Consider the following 15,533-nt stretch of genomic DNA (forward strand, 5'->3'; position numbering starts at 1 on the left):
GCGGGGGTCGTGGGGGCGCCGGGGTTCCTCTCGGTGTCCGAGCCCACGGGAATAGCATTCGCCTCATGACCGACACGCGACCCGCCCGCACCAGCAGCAGCAGCACCGCGACCGTCACGAGGGCCTACCGCGGCGGCGAGCTCATCGCGCACGGGTTCCCGCTCGCGGAGGTGAGCGACCACCTCGAGGACGCCGACTGCATCGTCTGGGTCGACTTCACCGACCCCTCCCCGGCCGATCTCGCGGAGCTCGAAGACGAACTGGGCCTGCACGAGCTGGCGGTCGAGGACGCCCTGCACGACGGACAGCGTCCGAAGATCGACCGGTACGACGGCCATCTCTTCACCGCGCTGTACGACGTGGACTTCGACCGGGACTCCGGTGTGCTCAGCACGAGCGAGGTCAAGGCGTTCGTCACGGCCCGAGCGCTCGTCACGATCCACCACCCCGAGTTCGACGTGTCGCGGCTCGAGCGGACCTACGACGACAACGTCGACCTCACGACGCACGGCGTGACCTACCTGCTCTGGGGTCTGCTCGACAGCGTCGTCGACCGGCACTTCGACGCGACCGACGCGCTCGACGACGAGATCGAGGGGATCGCCGACGATCTCTTCGACCCGAAGCCGCGGACCCTCGACGTCCAGAAGCGCTCGTTCGCCCTGCGCAAGAGCCTGGTGCAGCTCCGCCGGGTGTCGTCGCCGATGCGCGAGGTGCTGAACACGCTGCTGCGTCGCGATCTGAAGGAGGTGGACGCCGAGATGCAGCCGTACTTCCAGGACGTCTACGACCATGTGCTGCGGGTCTCCGAGCAGAACGACTCGCTGCGCGACCTGGTCTCGACGATCCTCGACACGAACCTCAACCTGCAGTCGAACCGGATGAACCTGATCATGAAGAAGGTGACGAGCTGGGCCGCCATCATCGCGGTGCCGACGGCCATCACCGGCTTCTACGGCCAGAACGTGCCGTACCCGGGGTTCCAGTCGACGACCGGGTTCATCACCTCGTGCGTGCTCATCGTCGCCATCGGCGGCGTGCTCTGGTGGCAGTTCAGACGCCGCGACTGGCTGTGACCGGTCGTTCGCGAACTGTTCACCCGGCCCGCCCCGGGGCCCGGGCGCGTCGGTCGTAGCCTTGCCGCGTGATCACGGTCGGAATGAGCACGTCCTGCGTCTTCCCGATGTCGACCGACGAAGCCTTCCGGCTCGCCCGGCTCACCGGCTTCGACGGCGTCGAGGTGATGGTGACCGCGGATCGCGGCACCCGTCGCGCCGACCTGCTCCGCGCCTCCTCGGCCCGATGGGGTCTGCCGGTGCTCTCGGTGCACGCCCCGGTGCTGCCGATCGCCCACTTCGCGTTCGGTCGCGATCAGCGCGACAAGCTGCTCCGCTCGGCCGAGCTGGCCGCAGAGCTGGGGGCCTCGACGGTCGTCGTGCATCCCCCGTTCCTCTGGCAGCGGCGGTACTCGGCCGGGTTCGTCGAGATCGTCCGCGAGATCGCGGGGGCGACCGGGGTGACCCTCGCGGTCGAGAACATGTTCCCGCTGCGCATCGGGCCGCTGGGGATCGACGTGCACCGACCCGGCCACGACCCCGCGGGCATCGACGTCGACGCGGCGACCCTCGACTTCTCGCACGCCGCGGTGGCCGGGCGCGACGCACTCGACCTCGCGCTGGCGCTGGGGTCGCGCCTCCGGCACGTCCATCTGACCGACGGCCGCGTCTCGCAGCGCCCGGGCGGACTGCACGACGCGCATCTCGTGCCGGGCGAGGGCACCCAGCCGGTCGCCGAGGTGCTCACGCATCTGGCCCGATCGGGATGGTCGGGCTCGATCGTCGCCGAGGTGCACGCCGACACCGGCGGCCGAGCCGAGGAGGCGCGGGTCGAGCAGCTGCGGCGGACCGTCGCCTTCGCGCGTCGGCACCTCGGATCCGCGGCCCCCGCGCCGTCGCCCGCGTCGGGTCAGAGCACGAGCACGGTCGCCACGACGGCGAGCGGCACCGCGACGACGGCGATCCCGAGGCCGGCCAGCATGAAGCGACCCCAGGACACCTCGACGCCCATCGACGAGAGCCGCGAGTGCCAGAGCAGCGTGGCGAGCGACGCCCACGGCGTGACGAGGCAGCCGATGTTGACGCCGATGAGCACCGCCACGAGACGGAGCGGAGACCCGGCCACGGGTTCGAGCGCCAGGTAGGCCGGCAGGTTGTTGGCGACGTTCGCGGCGGCGGCGCTCCCGCCGGCGAGCCGCAGCAGATCGGGCAGCGAGTCCCCTCCCCCGACGACCGACCCCAGCAGGTCGGCCAGCCCCAGCGAATGCGCGGCCTCGACGACCACGAACAGCCCGCCCGCGAAGAGGATCGTACTCCACGGGACGATGCCCGGTCGGAGCACCGCGCGACGGCGGACGGCGAACGCGACGACGAGCACGAGCGCCGCGCCGGCGGCGGGGATCCAGACCTCGATCCCCGACACCAGCGCCGGCACGAGCAGGGCGGTCACGATCGCCGCCACGCGGAACAGCACCCGGTCGGCCGGCTCCTCCGATTCGGGAGGCGCGAACCGCCCGGTCAGCTGGCGGCGGTACCGCAGGCCGATCGCCGCCACCGGTACGACGACTCCGACGGCCGCCGCGGGTGCCACGAGCGCCGCGAAGGTCAGGGGGGCGGGTGAGCCGAGCTGCCCGAGCGCCAGCAGGTTGGTGAGGTTCGACACGGGCAGGAGCATCGACGCGCAGTTGGCCAGCCACACCGTCGTCAGGGCGAACGGCATCGCCGGCAGACCGACGTGACGCGCCACGAGGACGACGACGGGCGTCAGCAGCACGGCCGTCGTGTCGAGCGACAGGAACACCGTGCATGCCACGGCGAGGACGACGACGTACAGCCACAGCACGACGACACGCCCGCCGGCGAGCCGCGAGCAGGTGCGCGCCAGCCAGGAGAAGAGCCCCGCCTCGGCGGCGAGTTCGGCGACGACGGTCAGCGCGACGACGAACCCCAGCACGGGTGCGACCCGCTCGACGAGGGCGACCAGCTCGGCGCCGGTGAGGACGCCCGCCAGGAACGCCACGAGACCCAGGGCGAGGAACACGGCGCCGAGCACGGCAGTGCGCACGGGGACTCCTTCGGAGGGGACGGGACCGGCGATCCGTCCGAACCGGGCGTCGGACAGCTCAACCTACAACCGCCGGACACGACGGGCCGCACCGGATAGCGTGATCACAACGAACACGGGAGCGAACCTTGCGCAAATTCCTTTTCAACGGAGCCATCCTCAGTGCGACCTTCTCGGGCTTCAGCCTGCTGAAGAGCATCACCGCCGGTCCCCGCGACTGGCGACTGCTCCTCACGGCGGTCGCCTGGGCCGCGACGACGGCCATCGCCATCGGCAACGTGGTCGACGCCGCGAACGACGACTAGGTCGAGCGGACCGATCCGAGCGATCGATTCGAGAAGGAGGCGCGCCTCGGGTGACCGGGGCGCGCCTCCTTCGTCGTCCTCGTGGGGTCAGCTGTCGGGTCGTCCGACCGGGCGCCCGTCGGGTCGGCCGTGGCCGTCGTCGTCCGGGTGCTGGACCGGGATCGCCGATGTGAACAGCGCGGTGCGTTCGGTGTCCGCGTTCTCGCCGCTGAAGAGGCCGCCGGCCTCGGACGTCGACCGCTGCGGCCGCGCGGGGGCGGTCGGCTCGTCGCCGACCATCTGCACCCGCGCGCGCGGGATCGACACGGGGCTCGAGGCGTGCAGCCAGGCGATGAGGTCCTCGCGCACCAGGCAGCGGAGGTCGAACAGGGTCGGGGCGTCCTTCGCGGTGACGAGCACCCGCACCCGCACGTAGCCGCCCGTCGCATCGGTGACCTGCAGCACCTTCACCCGGCCGTCCCAGAGGTCGGTGCCGGCCAGCACCCGGTCGAGCTCGTCGCGCATGTCGCCGGGCTGCACGCGCCAGTCGAGGTCGAACTCGACGGCGCCGAGCAGCTCGCTGTTGCGTCGCGTCCAGTTCTCGAACGGGGTGGTCGTGAAGTACGTCGACGGGAGCACGAGCCGTCGGTCGTCCCAGATGTGCACCACGACGTACGACAGCGTGATCTCCTCGATCAGGCCCCACTGTCCCTCGACCACCACGACGTCGTCGATGCGGATGGCGTCGCTGAACGCGAGCTGGATCCCCGCGAACACGTTCGCGAGGGTGGACTGCGCCGCGAGACCGGCGACCACCGAGACGAGCCCGGCGCTCGCCAGCACGCTCGCTCCGACGGCCTCGACCCCCGGGAACCCCAGCAGGAGGGCACCGGCCGCGACGATCACGATCAGGGCGACCGTCAGCCGGCGGAGGATCAGCACCTGGGTCCGCACCCGCCGCGCGACCCGGTTGTCGGGCGTGTCGACCCGGTACCGCGACAGACCCAGGTCCTCGAAGAACAGGGCGAGGGCGCCGACGAACCACGCGACGACCACGATCACCGTGCAGCGGAACAGCTGCGAGACGGCCTCCTGCCCCGGGTAGTCGGCCCCGAGGAGGCGCGGGAGCGTCGTCGAGAGCGCGATCGTGAGCAGCACCACCAGCAGCGACCAGCGGAAGGGGCGGCGCATCCGCGTCACGAATGCCTTGGCCCAGTCCTTCCGGCGGGCGACGAGCGAGAAGACCCAGGCCACGAGGGCGGAGACGACGAAGGTGAGGACGACGGCGACGAGCACCGCGACGGCGAGTTCGATCCATGGCATCGCACCAGCTTGGTCGACGCCGGCGAGCGGCGCGACCAGGAAGCGGCCAGAATGTCAGGCGTGAGACAACGCGCCGACACCCGTGACGAGCCCGCCGACCGCGTCCCCGCATTCCATCGGGGGTCACGCTCGCGACGCCTCGTCAAGATCGTGGCGTCGGTGCTCTTCGCCGTCGTCGTCCTGGGCGCGACCGGCTTCTTCACCTGGGCCAAACTGCCCATGTCGGCCACCGCCTCCTCGATCGCCGCCGTCGCGGCCGACCCGGCGGTGACCGTCACCGATCGACCCGACACCGTGGTCATGCGACCGGCCGAGACGCGTCCCCGCGACCAGGGCCTCGTCTTCGTCGCCGGCGCGCGGGTCGACCCGCAGGCCTACGAGCAGGTGCTCTCGGGCGTCGTCCGCACCGGTGTGACGGTCGTGATCGTGCGTCCCGTGCTCGGCTTCGCGATCTTCGACTGGCGGGCCCTCAGCGACTTCACCGCGGTCGCCCCCGAGATCTCGCACTGGGCCGTCGGCGGGCACTCGCTCGGCGGGGTCCGGGCCTGCGGCTACGCCGAGAGCGACCCCCGGGTCGACGGTCTCGTGCTGCTCGGGTCGTACTGCGCGACCAACGACCTCTCGGACGACTCCGAGCTGCCCGTGGTCAGCCTCGGCGGCAGCGAGGACGGCCTGAGCACGCCGGAGGACATCGAGCGCTACCGTGCGCAGCTGCCCGACGACGCCACGATGGTGCAGATCGAGGGCTCGAACCACGCGCAGTTCGGCGACTACGGCGAGCAGTCGGGCGACGGCACGGCGACCCTGTCGGACGAGGAGGCGCGCAGCCGGATCGACCGCGAGCTGCGGTCGTTCTTCGCGACGATCGGCCCGTAGGGCGGACGCCTCAGCGCCTCAGCGCCTGGCGCCTCAGACGGAGCGCTTCCGCAGGCGCAGAGCCTCGAGCGCCATGCCCTGCGTGGCGTAGCGGCCCACCTCGTCGCCCCAGTGCGGGTTCGCACCCCGCAGCGCGACGTGCGAGCCGTTCTCGACGCGGATGTGGCCGAGCACGCGGTCGGGCGTCGACACCTGCACGAGGTCTGCGGCGATCGACCGGGTGCTGACCCGGGCGTTGCGGCGGACGGCGTCGATGCTGGTGATGCTCACGGGTGGTGCCTCTCGTGCTGATCCCCGGGATGTCCGGGGTGATGGTGCTGACGCATGCTGCGATCGCGACGAGACAGACGGTAGTCGCGCCTCCTCGGCAAGGCCCTGACGGTTCGCTGTGCGTAACCCCCGGCCGGGCTGCGTGATCCCGGTGTCCGCCGGGGCGGCGCACGACGAGGGCCCCGGGCGATGTCGTCGCCCGGGGCCCTCGCACAGGTGATGCGGTCGGATCAGCTGGTCAGGCCGTCGACGTACTCCTGGTTGTCGTCGATCCAGGCGTCGACGACCTCGGTGTAGTCGCTGCCGTCGACACCGCTGTTGAACATGGCGTTCTCGAGCGACGACAGACGGTCGTTGTCCATCTCGAAGCCCTCGAGCCACTCGGCGAACTGCGGGTGGCTGTCCGTGAAGCTCTTGCCGCCGAACGAGTGGATCCCCTCGGCGTCGCCCAGGGTGCCCTTGGGGTCTTCGAGGTCCTTGATCGGGAACGCGTCGTAGGCCCAGTGCGGGCTCCACAGCGTGACGGCGATGTTCTCGCCCGCGTCGGTGGCGCTCTTCAGCTCGGTGAGCATGGCGGCCGTCGACGAGGTCTGCAGGGTCAGGTCGTCGATGCCGTACTCGGGGATCGTCGCGTTCTCGACGGCAGAGGTCAGACCTGCGGCCGGCTCGATGCCGACGATGGTGCCGCCGAAGAGGTCGGCGTTCTCGTTCAGCTCGTCGATCGAGTCGATCGGGGCGTCGGCGTTGACCGCGATGGCCAGCTTGGCGCCGTCGTTCCAGGCGCCGAGGTCGGTGAGGTCGTCGCCGAACTTGTCGATGTACTCCTTGTGCGTGACGGGCAGCCAGGTGTCGAGGACGACGTCGTAGTCGTCGGTCGTGAGGCCCTGGTAGACCGGTGCGACGTCGGCCATCTCGAGGTTGACCGTGTAGCCCTGCTCTTCGAGCACGGACTTCCACAGCCAGGATGCGGCGATGCCCTCGTCCCAGCCGTTGAAGACGGCGATGTCGACGACGCTCTGGTCGCCGTTCTCGAGGGTCTCGGTCGACGACGAACTGCCGGGGGGCGAGCAGGCGGCGAGGCCGAGGACTGCGGAGGTGCCCAGGGCGACCGAGGCTGCGATGGTGGTGCGCTTGTGCATGTGATCCTTTCGGGTGGTGCAGGAGGTGCGGGTCGGCCGATGACGCCGGCCGACCCGCCGGGGTTCTAGACCGACGCGGTGGCGCGCTCGGGCGCCGGTGCGTCGGGGAGCGGGGTGGCGTCGACCTCGGTCTCGCCACCGCCGGAGGCGGCGGAAGCGCTGCCGACGGCGCGCGGGGAGCGCGACGGGCGACGACGACGGTCGGCGCCGAGGGCCGCGGTCATGCGGTCGAGGATGATCGCGAGGATGACGACCGAGACGCCGGCCTCGGCCCCCAGGGCGACGTCGATGCGGTTGAGGCTCGCGACGATGTCGCCGCCGAGTCCGCCGGCCCCGACCATGCCCGCGATGACGACCATCGAGAGCGACAGCATGATGACCTGGTTGACGCCGGCCATGATGCTCGGCTTCGCGAGGGGCAGCTGGATCTGTCGCAGGATCCGCCACGGCGACGAGCCGAACGCCTGGCCGGCCTCGACCACCTCGGTGTCCACCCCGCGGATGCCCAGCTCGGTCAGTCGCACGCCGGGTGCCATGGCGAACACGATGGTGGCCACGATGCCCGGCACGACGCCGACCCGGAACAGCAGCAGAGCCGGGATGAGGTACACGAACGCCGGGGTCGTCTGCATGAAGTCGAGGACGGGGCGGATGATCTGCGACGCGATCGTCGACTTGGCCGCGAGCACGCCGAGGGGGATGCTGATCGCGATCGCGATGGCACCGGCGACGAGCACCAGGGCGAGGGTCGCCATGGCGTTCTCCCACTGGTTGACCGAGCTGATCAGCAGCAGGCCGACGGCCGAGCCGACGGCGAACTTCCAGCCGCGGGCGAAGAACGCCAGAGCCGCGACGACGATCACGACGGCCCAGAACGGAGGCGCGCTGAGGATGTACTCCATCCACTCGTAGAAGAAGAGGAAGACGGCGCGCACGACGTCGAAGAAGCCGCCGAGGTTGTCGGTGATCCAGTCGACGACCGACGACACCCAGCTGCCGAAGGGGATGCGGAGGATGTCGTTCATCGGGTGGCTCCTTCGGTGACCGCGACGGGGGTCTCCTCCGTCGCGAGGGTGGCGTCGAGCTCGCTCTCGGAGAACCGCGTGACGGGTTCGAGCACGGGGATGGGCGAGGTCGTCGTGTCGACGTTGCCGAGGGCGGCGAGCAGCGTGACCCGCGGGATGACGCCGATCAGTCGATCGCGGTCGTCGACCACGGCGATGGGCAGCGGACTCTCGACGGCGAGTTCGAAGAGGTCGACGAGGGCGGCGTCGGGGCCGACCTTGGCGAACTCGGTGTTCACGATCGCCTCGAGGTCGGTGTCGTTCGTCTTCACCTGACGCATGACGTGGCGGTCGCGGACCCAGCCGAGGAGCTTGCGGTCGCGGCCGAGGACGAACAGGGCCGCCGTCTGCAGATCGCGGAGGGTGCGGAGCGCGCCCCGGGGGCCGGCGGTCAGCTGCACGACGGCCCTGGCCGGCTCCATGACGCTCGACGCGGTGAGGACCCGTGCCCGGTCGACGTCCTGCACGAACTGGGCGACGTAGTCGTTGGCCGGATCGGTGAGGATGTCCTCGGGGCTGCCGATCTGGACGATGCGGCCGTCTCGCATGACCGCGATGCGGTCGCCGAGGAACATGGCCTCGTTCAGGTCGTGCGTGATGAAGACGATGGTCTTGCCGAGCTTCGCCTGCAGCTCGAGCAGCTGCTCCTGCATCTCGCGGCGGATCAGCGGGTCGAGGGCGCTGAACGCCTCGTCCATCAGCAGGATGTCGGTCTCGGCTGCGAGCGCACGGGCCAGGCCCACTCGCTGCTGCATGCCGCCGGAGAGCTCGCTCGGGAGCTTGTCCTCCCAGCCGGCGAGACCGACGATCTCGGTCACCTCGCGGGCCTTGGCCAGGCGCTTCGCCTTGGCGACTCCCTGCACCTCGAGGCCGTAGGCGACGTTGTCGATCACGGTGCGGTGCGGGAGGAGCGCGAAGTGCTGGAACACCATCGAGACGTGCTTCCGTCGGACGGCGCGCAGCTCCTTCGCGGGGACGTCGGAGATGTTCGACCCCGACACCTCCACGGAGCCCGAGGTCGGCTCGAGCAGGCCGTTCAGCATGCGGATGAGCGTCGACTTGCCGCTGCCCGACAGCCCCATGACGACGAAGATCTCGCCGGGCTGCACGTCGAACGACGCGTCGATGACGGCTGCCGTGCCGAAGGCCGAGGCGTCGGCGCGGCTGGCGCCGGACTCGAGGCGGGTGACCGCTTCTCGGGGGCGGCGTCCGAAGACCTTGTAGAGGTTCTTCGCACGCACGGCGGGTGGTGTCGTTGTCATGGGCTCTCCGCGGGCACGCCGGGGCGCACCTTCCGCTCGGGCAGGCGCGCCGTCGGCGGCGTTCTGGTCGGGCGGACGGGTCGACGGCGCATGCGGGATGGTCCGGCTCAAGCATCGTGATCCGAGATGCGAACCTGTACCCCGCTGGTGCGGTCATGGGACCGGCACCGGCGCCACCAGACCGTACGGCGACCGGGATCCGAGACTGCCGGACCGCCGATCATCGCGTCCTGATGATGACGGGCCCACCGGAGCGGGCCTCGATGACCGTAGCGAACATGTGTCGCTCATCCCAATCCGCACCCCCCTCCGGAGGGACCGGACGTGTACCCCGATCCCCTCCGATCGCCGTGTTCATGGGCATCGACATCGTGGCCGTTTCGTTACACGCTCCGCACCTCCGAGGGTCGCCGTCCGCAGAGCGCGGGTCCCCCGACATGCCGACCTGTCGATGTGCGCGAACTGCAGACTCGGGCCTACCCTCTCGGCATGAGCGCATCAGACGGAGACCGCGGCTCGGCCGCGCACCCGGACACCGTCCCCCAGGACTTCAGCCACGAGCAGGAGGGGTTCCAGCACGGTCTGAAGCCCCGGCAGCTGCAGATGATCGCCATCGGCGGCGCCATCGGCACGGGGTTGTTCCTCGGCGCCGGCGGTCGACTCGCCACGGCGGGGCCCTCTCTCGCGATCGTGTTCGCCATCTGCGGCGTGTTCGCGTTCTTCATCCTGCGCGCGCTGGGCGAGCTGGTGCTGCACCGCCCCTCCTCGGGATCCTTCGTCTCGTACGCCCGCGAGTTCTACGGCGAGAAGTTCGCCTACGCGGCGGGCTGGATGTACTTCCTGAACTGGGCGATGACGGCGATCGTCGACGTCACCGCGGTGGCCCTGTACCTGCAGTACTGGAAGGCCTTCACGGCCGCCCCGGAGTGGCTGCTGGCCCTCGTGGCCCTGGCCGTCGTGTTGTCGGTGAACCTGCTGGCCGTGAAGGTGTTCGGCGAGATGGAGTTCTGGTTCGCGATCGTCAAGGTCGCCGCGCTCGTGATCTTCCTGGTGGTCGGGGTCGTCTGGCTCGCCGCGGCGTTCCCGGTGACGCACGACGGCGCGGCCGTCGACACCGGCTGGTCGGTGGTCGCCGCGAGCGGGATCCTGCCGAGCGGTCTGCTGCCGGCGGTGCTCGTCGTTCAGGGCGTCGTCTTCGCGTACGCCGCGATCGAGCTGGTCGGAACGGCGTCGGGCGAGACCGAGAACCCGGAGAAGGTGGTGCCGCGGGCGATCAACACGGTGATCATCCGGATCGCGGTCTTCTACGTCGGCTCGCTGGTGCTCCTGTCGCTGCTGCTGCCCTACACCGCGTACGCCGAGGGCGAGAGCCCGTTCGTGACGTTCTTCAGCAGCATCGGCAGCCCCGAGGTGGGTCGCATCGCCGGGTCGATCATGAATTTCGTGGTCGTGACGGCCGCGCTGTCGAGCCTGAACGCCGGGCTGTACTCGACGGGCCGCGTGCTCCACTCGATGGGGATGAACGGTTCGGCCCCGAAGTTCACGACGAAGATGTCGAAGGGCGGGGTGCCGTTCGGCGGGATCCTGCTGACGGCGTCGATCACGCTGCTCGGCGTCGGTCTGAACGCGATCGTCGGCGCGAGCGCCGCGTTCGAGATCGTGCTGAACATCGCGTCGCTCGGCATCTTGACCGCATGGGGCACGATCATCCTCTGCCAGATGCGCCTCCGCCGTTGGGCGAAGGAGGGCAAGGCGAAGGAGCCCTCGTTCCGCCTGCCGGGCGCCCCGGTCACGAGCTACCTGACGTTGGCGTTCCTGCTCGCCGTGGTCGTGCTGATGGCGATCGACTGGCCGATCGGCTCGTTGACGGTGATGTCGCTCGTGGTGATCATCCCGCTGCTGATGCTCGGCTGGCACCTGCAGCGCGATCGCATCCTCGCCGCAGCACGCCTCCGCGAGGGCATGACCGGCCCGTATCCCGTCACGGGCCGCGACGCCGCGGCGCAGCATCCCCGCCCGGGCGACGACCGCGCGTAGCCCCACTCCCCCGCCGCGAGCGGGACGGACTCCGCCCTCCTCCGTCCCGCTCCCGCGCCCCCAGCCCCCGCGACGAGCGAAGCGACGTCGCCCCGCCCCCACCCCGCGGCCAGCGAAGCGAAGCCGCACCGCGACGAGCGAAGCGACGTCGCCCCCGAGCAACACGCACCTGGCGGCAAAGCACCCCCACCCCGCGCGGCCCCAGGCCGCACGTCGGCGGAGCCGACCAGACCGGCACGACGAAAAATCCCCCGCTTCATCGACTGATGAACACGGGGGACCCATTTTTCGTGCACCCCCTCGGACTTGAACCGAGAACCCACTGATTAAGAGTCAGTTGCTCTGCCAATTGAGCTAGAGGTGCGCGCCGCGGTATGCCCCGCAACGAGGACCAACATTAGCATGAGTTCTGACCCCACTTGAACACCCGGGCGCCTCGCGCGCCCTCAGATCGGAGCATCATGGCCACGAGACTCGAGAAGGGCGCCCCGGCGCCGACCTTCACCCTGGACGACGAGAGCGGTTCGCCTGTCTCGCTGTCGGACTTCGCGGGGCAGAACGTCATCGTGTACTTCTACCCGGCGGCATCGACGCCCGGCTGCACGACCGAGGCGTGCGACTTCCGCGACAACATCAATTCGCTGAAGTCGGCCGGCTACCAGGTGCTCGGCGTGTCGAAGGACGCCCCGGAGGCGCTCCGTCGATTCAAGGACGAGCAGGGCTTGAACTTCCCGCTGCTGAGCGACCCCGGCCTCGCGGTGCACGAGGCGTACGGCGCCTACGGCGAGAAGAACAGCTACGGACGCATCGTCACCGGCACCATCCGCTCGACGTTCGTCGTCGACGGTGAGGGTGCCGTCGTGCTGCCGCTCTACAACGTGAAGGCGACGGGGCACGTGGCGTCGCTGCGGAAGAAGCTCGCGCTCGACTGACCCCCCCCTGTCGCCGCCCCGCGCCTCCTGCACCGTCCGGTCAGTAGGTGCGGGGCGGCACGTCGTCGCGGCGGGACGTGGCCGCGACCACCGACGGGGTGAGCAGCAGCACGACGACGAGCACGGCCGGCACGATGAGCCAGAGGCCGATGGTCGGGTTGGCGAACGTGCCCTGCAGGCTGCCGACGCCGACCGCGATCTGCAGCACCTGCCACACGATGGCCGCACCGCGGATCCAGGCTCGACCACGGAAGGCGCCGACCACGATGGAGCCGATCCAGGCGGTCGCCATCAGGGTCAGCACGAGCACGGCGACGGCCGACGCGTACGACGACGGCGTCTCGACGACGAGTTCGACGAGCAGGTAGCCGGCGGCGGACGCCACGACGGCGAGCTCGCCGACGAGGAGCACGATCAGCAGCCACAGCAGGGCGGGGCGCCGCCGGTCGGCAGACGGATCTGTCGGCGTCGCCGGGTCGTTCTCAGCCGCTCCGCTCATGCGTCGCCCTCCACAAAATCCTTGATTTGGCCGTACCAGTATGCGACCATATTCGAGGTCGAAGTGACGTGCACACGGCCGTGCGCGCCTCCCGAATTCTTTCTCTTTCCCCCATCCGGAACCGGTGCTTCGTTGCGCCGGTTCAGCATTTAAAGGAGTACCCATCGATGGATTGGCGTGACAAGGCCGCCTGCCTGACCGCAGACCCGGAGCTGTTCTTCCCCGTGGGCAACACCGGCCCCGCCGTCGACCAGATCGACAAGGCGAAGACCGTCTGCGGCCGGTGCACCGTCACCGAGACGTGCCTGCAGTACGCGCTCGAGACCAGCCAGGACTCCGGCGTCTGGGGCGGCCTCAGCGAAGACGAGCGCCGCGCGCTCAAGCGCCGCGCCGCCCGCGCCCGCCGCGCCAGCTAGACGAACCCGTCGTCGGGTGGCCTCGGCCATCCGGACGGCGAAGAGAGGCCGGCTCCCCCATGGGGAGCCGGCCTCTCTTCGTCGTCGCAGAAGGCGCTGACAGCCGCTCAGGGCTGCGTGAGCCAGCGGAACGGGATCTCGATGGTGACCTCGGTGCCGCTGCCGACGAGCGTGTGCCAGTCGATGGTGCCCCCGAGCTCGCCCTGGATGAGAGTGCGGACGATCTGGGTGCCGAGCCCGGAGCCGACCTTGCCCTCGGGGAGACCCACGCCGTTGTCGCGCACCTTGACGGTCAACTGCTCGTCGTCGCGTTCGGCGACGATCTGCACCTCGCCGTCGCGACCGTCGAGACCGTGCTCGACGGCGTTCGTGACGAGCTCGGTCAGCGCCAGCGCCAGCGGGGTGGCGTACTCGCTCGGCAGCGCACCGAAACTGCCCACCAGCGCGGGCCGGACCGTCGTGTTGTGACTCGAGGCGACCTCGGCGATGAGCATCAGGACGCGATCGAAGACGGTGTCGAAGTCGACGTTCTGGCTCAGCCCCTCGGACAGCGTGTCATGCACCACGGCGATGGAGGCCACCCGGCGCATGGCCTGGGTCAGAGCCTCGCGGGCGACATCGGTGTGCGTCCGTCGGGCCTGGATGCGGAGCAGCGACGCCACCGTCTGCAGGTTGTTCTTCACACGGTGGTGGATCTCACGGATCGTCGCGTCTTTGGTGATGAGCTCGCGCTCCTGGTGCCGCAGCTCCGTGACGTCGCGGCAGAGGACGATCGCGCCCATCCGGTCACCACGGTCGCGCAGCGGGATGGCCCTCAGCGAGACCGTCACGCCGCGCGCCTCGATGTCCGTCCGCCACGGGGCGCGCCCGGTGACGACCAGAGGCAGCGACTCGTCGATGACGAGCTTGCCCTGCAGCAGGTTCGTGGTGACCTCCGCCAACGACTCGCCCTCGAGCTCGCCGTCGAAGCCCATCCGGTTGAAGGCCGACAGGCCGTTGGGACTCGCGAAGGTGACCGTGCCGTCGACGTCGAGCCGGAGCAGCCCGTCGGAGGCGCGGGGGGCGCCCCGACGAGGCCCGGTGGGCGCACCGAGATCGGGGAAGTCGCCCGCGGCGATCATGGCGAAGAGGTCGTTGGCGCACTGATTGAAGGTGAGCTCTTGACGACTCGGGGTGCGGGCCTCGCTGAGGTTCGTATGCCGTGTGATGACGGCGATCGGAGCCTCGGTCACGTCGGGGCGGCTGGCGCCGAGACGACGCAGCACGGGGACGGCCCGGACTCGGGTCGGGGTCTCCTCGTACCAGTCGGGGGCCGCCGAGTCGACGATGCGGGTCGACGAGAAGGCCGAGTCGATCTGCACCCGCCACTCGGGCCGGACCTCCTGCCCCACGAAGTCGCGGTAGAAGAGCGTCGCACTGCTCGACGGCCGCGCGTGGGCGACGGCCACGAAACTGCCGGTCTGGGTCGGCACCCACAGGACCATGTCGGCGAACGCCAGGTCGGCCAGCAGCTGCCAGTCGCCGACGAGCAGGTGCAGCCACTCGATGTCCGCTTCGCTGGAGCGGCCCTGGGCGAGTACGAGATCACTGAGCGTCGACACCGCCCCAGTCTAAGTCGAGCCGCGATCACGGAAAATCGGTGCGACACGAGTTCTCCACAGATCGGCCTGTCCCTAGCAAATCAATACCGAATGTCATATGTTGTGTTCGTCCGAGCCGCTTTCACGAAAGTTCGAGCACCATGCCACGTTCCTCACCAGCCACCCCTCCGCCCCGCGTCGAGCCCGAGTCCGGGGGCGGCGACACGCCGACGGCGACGATCGCACCCGTGCGCCATCTCAGCGCCGTCGAGGGGTGCGGGGCACTCGCCGCAGTGTCGCCAGACTCCCTGTCGTCGAATGTCCGACCCATCACCGCCGAAGCCGCCGTCGAGGCGCTGGCCAGATCGGTGCTGGAGGTCATGGCGGGCGCCCGCGACATCGACCAGCTGGCGCGATGGGTCACCGCCGACGTCTTCGCCACGCTGCGCAACCGGGTAAGGGTCTCGACGCAGGCCCGACTGGCCCACGGCGTCCGCAGACATCGACCGATCCTGCGATTCGGGCGCGTCCACATCGCCGAGCCCTCCCCCGGCATCGTCGAGGCGGTCGTCGTCGTCCACGGTCGCGGCCGCAGCCGTGGCGTCGCCGTGCGACTCGAGACCGTCCGAGGTCGTTGGCGCGCCAGCGCCCTGCACATCCTCTGAGCGACAGAGCGACATCCGCCAGAGCGGACGAGAGAAGGAGGCGCACCCGCCTGAGCGGGTGCGCCT

At 70.1% G+C, this 15,533-nt stretch carries 15 protein-coding genes, 1 tRNA gene and 1 pseudogene; 8 read left to right on the forward strand and 9 right to left on the reverse strand.

Features of this window, described 5'->3' with window-relative positions; genetic code table 11:
• Nucleotides 1–65 precede the first annotated feature (65 nt).
• Both IFT51_RS01530 and IFT51_RS14935 read left to right on the forward strand, forming a co-directional pair.
• Nucleotides 66–1,076 (forward strand): magnesium transporter CorA family protein, encoded by a 1,011-nt coding sequence (locus IFT51_RS01530; RefSeq protein WP_192058410.1) that lies wholly within the window; start codon nucleotides 66–68, stop codon nucleotides 1,074–1,076.
• Between the two features lie 107 nt (nucleotides 1,077–1,183).
• A pseudogene (locus IFT51_RS14935) lies at nucleotides 1,184–1,882 on the forward strand (sugar phosphate isomerase/epimerase family protein); the annotation flags it as partial.
• An 83-nt stretch (nucleotides 1,883–1,965) separates the two neighbouring features.
• Here IFT51_RS14935 and IFT51_RS01535 read toward each other — a convergent pair.
• Nucleotides 1,966–3,120, reverse strand: a complete 1,155-nt coding sequence (locus IFT51_RS01535; RefSeq protein WP_192058412.1) for an SLC13 family permease — start codon at nucleotides 3,118–3,120, stop codon at nucleotides 1,966–1,968.
• A gap of 128 nt (nucleotides 3,121–3,248) precedes the next feature.
• Here IFT51_RS01535 and IFT51_RS01540 point away from each other — a divergent pair, with 128 nt between their 5' ends.
• On the forward strand, nucleotides 3,249–3,425 hold the full coding sequence (locus tag IFT51_RS01540) for a hypothetical protein (RefSeq protein ID WP_192058414.1): 177 nt from the start codon (nucleotides 3,249–3,251) through the stop codon (nucleotides 3,423–3,425).
• A gap of 87 nt (nucleotides 3,426–3,512) precedes the next feature.
• Here the strand turns inward: IFT51_RS01540 and IFT51_RS01545 are convergent, their stop codons facing one another.
• A complete protein-coding gene (locus IFT51_RS01545; RefSeq protein ID WP_192058416.1) occupies nucleotides 3,513–4,727 on the reverse strand; it encodes a mechanosensitive ion channel family protein in 1,215 nt (404 codons plus the stop codon).
• A 60-nt stretch (nucleotides 4,728–4,787) separates the two neighbouring features.
• Here IFT51_RS01545 and IFT51_RS01550 point away from each other — a divergent pair, with 60 nt between their 5' ends.
• The gene (locus tag IFT51_RS01550) at nucleotides 4,788–5,603 is read left to right on the forward strand and encodes an alpha/beta hydrolase (protein ID WP_371740644.1); all 816 of its coding nucleotides are present in this window, start codon (nucleotides 4,788–4,790) and stop codon (nucleotides 5,601–5,603) included.
• A 33-nt stretch (nucleotides 5,604–5,636) separates the two neighbouring features.
• On the opposite strand, the gene IFT51_RS01555 is transcribed toward IFT51_RS01550, so the two are convergent.
• The 4 genes from IFT51_RS01555 to IFT51_RS01570 all read right to left on the reverse strand — a co-directional run bounded on the left by IFT51_RS01555 (nucleotide 5,637) and on the right by IFT51_RS01570 (nucleotide 9,338).
• Complete coding sequence (locus IFT51_RS01555) at nucleotides 5,637–5,873, reverse strand: hypothetical protein (RefSeq protein ID WP_192058420.1); 237 nt, start codon at nucleotides 5,871–5,873, stop codon at nucleotides 5,637–5,639.
• Between the two features lie 230 nt (nucleotides 5,874–6,103).
• On the reverse strand, nucleotides 6,104–7,012 hold the full coding sequence (locus IFT51_RS01560) for a glycine betaine ABC transporter substrate-binding protein (RefSeq protein ID WP_192058422.1): 909 nt from the start codon (nucleotides 7,010–7,012) through the stop codon (nucleotides 6,104–6,106).
• Nucleotides 7,013–7,077: 65 nt separating this feature from the next.
• Nucleotides 7,078–8,037: a proline/glycine betaine ABC transporter permease gene (locus IFT51_RS01565; protein WP_192058424.1), complete on the reverse strand. Its 960-nt coding sequence runs from the start codon at nucleotides 8,035–8,037 to the stop codon at nucleotides 7,078–7,080.
• Nucleotides 8,034–9,338 carry a glycine betaine/L-proline ABC transporter ATP-binding protein gene (locus IFT51_RS01570; RefSeq protein WP_192058426.1) on the reverse strand — a complete coding sequence of 435 codons (1,305 nt, stop codon included), beginning with the start codon at nucleotides 9,336–9,338 and terminating at the stop codon, nucleotides 8,034–8,036. The genes IFT51_RS01565 and IFT51_RS01570 overlap by 4 nt, the downstream gene beginning before the upstream one ends.
• 489 nt (nucleotides 9,339–9,827) lie before the next feature.
• Between IFT51_RS01570 and IFT51_RS01575 the strand changes: the two genes are divergently transcribed.
• Nucleotides 9,828–11,375: an amino acid permease gene (locus tag IFT51_RS01575; protein ID WP_192058428.1), complete on the forward strand. Its 1,548-nt coding sequence runs from the start codon at nucleotides 9,828–9,830 to the stop codon at nucleotides 11,373–11,375.
• Between the two features lie 291 nt (nucleotides 11,376–11,666).
• Here IFT51_RS01575 and IFT51_RS01580 read toward each other — a convergent pair.
• Nucleotides 11,667–11,739: transfer RNA gene (locus IFT51_RS01580), tRNA-Lys, on the reverse strand.
• A gap of 97 nt (nucleotides 11,740–11,836) precedes the next feature.
• On the opposite strand from IFT51_RS01580, the gene bcp reads away from it, so the two are divergent.
• Nucleotides 11,837–12,307, forward strand: a complete 471-nt coding sequence (bcp, locus tag IFT51_RS01585) for a thioredoxin-dependent thiol peroxidase (RefSeq protein WP_192058431.1) — start codon at nucleotides 11,837–11,839, stop codon at nucleotides 12,305–12,307.
• Nucleotides 12,308–12,347: 40 nt separating this feature from the next.
• On the opposite strand, the gene IFT51_RS01590 is transcribed toward bcp, so the two are convergent.
• A complete protein-coding gene (locus IFT51_RS01590; RefSeq protein WP_192058433.1) occupies nucleotides 12,348–12,806 on the reverse strand; it encodes a hypothetical protein in 459 nt (152 codons plus the stop codon).
• Between the two features lie 167 nt (nucleotides 12,807–12,973).
• On the opposite strand from IFT51_RS01590, the gene IFT51_RS01595 reads away from it, so the two are divergent.
• Entirely contained in the window at nucleotides 12,974–13,222 is a 249-nt protein-coding gene (locus IFT51_RS01595) for a WhiB family transcriptional regulator (RefSeq protein WP_055796236.1), read from the forward strand.
• A 107-nt stretch (nucleotides 13,223–13,329) separates the two neighbouring features.
• Here IFT51_RS01595 and IFT51_RS01600 read toward each other — a convergent pair whose 3' ends face one another.
• Entirely contained in the window at nucleotides 13,330–14,823 is a 1,494-nt protein-coding gene (locus IFT51_RS01600) for a sensor histidine kinase (protein WP_192058435.1), read from the reverse strand.
• Nucleotides 14,824–15,095: 272 nt separating this feature from the next.
• Between IFT51_RS01600 and IFT51_RS01605 the strand changes: the two genes are divergently transcribed.
• A complete protein-coding gene (locus IFT51_RS01605; protein ID WP_206758084.1) occupies nucleotides 15,096–15,467 on the forward strand; it encodes an Rv3235 family protein in 372 nt (123 codons plus the stop codon).
• Nucleotides 15,468–15,533: the final 66 nt, after the last annotated feature.

Source organism: Frigoribacterium sp. CFBP 13712 (genome assembly GCF_014842255.1).
In the GTDB taxonomy this organism is placed as follows: domain Bacteria; phylum Actinomycetota; class Actinomycetes; order Actinomycetales; family Microbacteriaceae; genus Frigoribacterium.

Excerpts from the sequence above, each read along its gene's own strand:
- IFT51_RS01530 (WP_192058410.1), top strand. The coding sequence starts at position 66 with ATGACCGACACGCGACCCGCCCGCACCAGCAGCAGCAGCACCGCGACC.
- IFT51_RS01545 (WP_192058416.1), bottom strand. The coding sequence starts at position 4,727 with ATGCCATGGATCGAACTCGCCGTCGCGGTGCTCGTCGCCGTCGTCCTC.
- IFT51_RS01560 (WP_192058422.1), bottom strand. The coding sequence starts at position 7,012 with ATGCACAAGCGCACCACCATCGCAGCCTCGGTCGCCCTGGGCACCTCC.
- IFT51_RS01565 (WP_192058424.1), bottom strand. The coding sequence starts at position 8,037 with ATGAACGACATCCTCCGCATCCCCTTCGGCAGCTGGGTGTCGTCGGTC.
- IFT51_RS01570 (WP_192058426.1), bottom strand. The coding sequence starts at position 9,338 with ATGACAACGACACCACCCGCCGTGCGTGCGAAGAACCTCTACAAGGTC.
- IFT51_RS01575 (WP_192058428.1), top strand. The coding sequence starts at position 9,828 with ATGAGCGCATCAGACGGAGACCGCGGCTCGGCCGCGCACCCGGACACC.
- bcp (WP_192058431.1), top strand. The coding sequence starts at position 11,837 with ATGGCCACGAGACTCGAGAAGGGCGCCCCGGCGCCGACCTTCACCCTG.
- IFT51_RS01590 (WP_192058433.1), bottom strand. The coding sequence starts at position 12,806 with ATGAGCGGAGCGGCTGAGAACGACCCGGCGACGCCGACAGATCCGTCT.
- IFT51_RS01595 (WP_055796236.1), top strand. The coding sequence starts at position 12,974 with ATGGATTGGCGTGACAAGGCCGCCTGCCTGACCGCAGACCCGGAGCTG.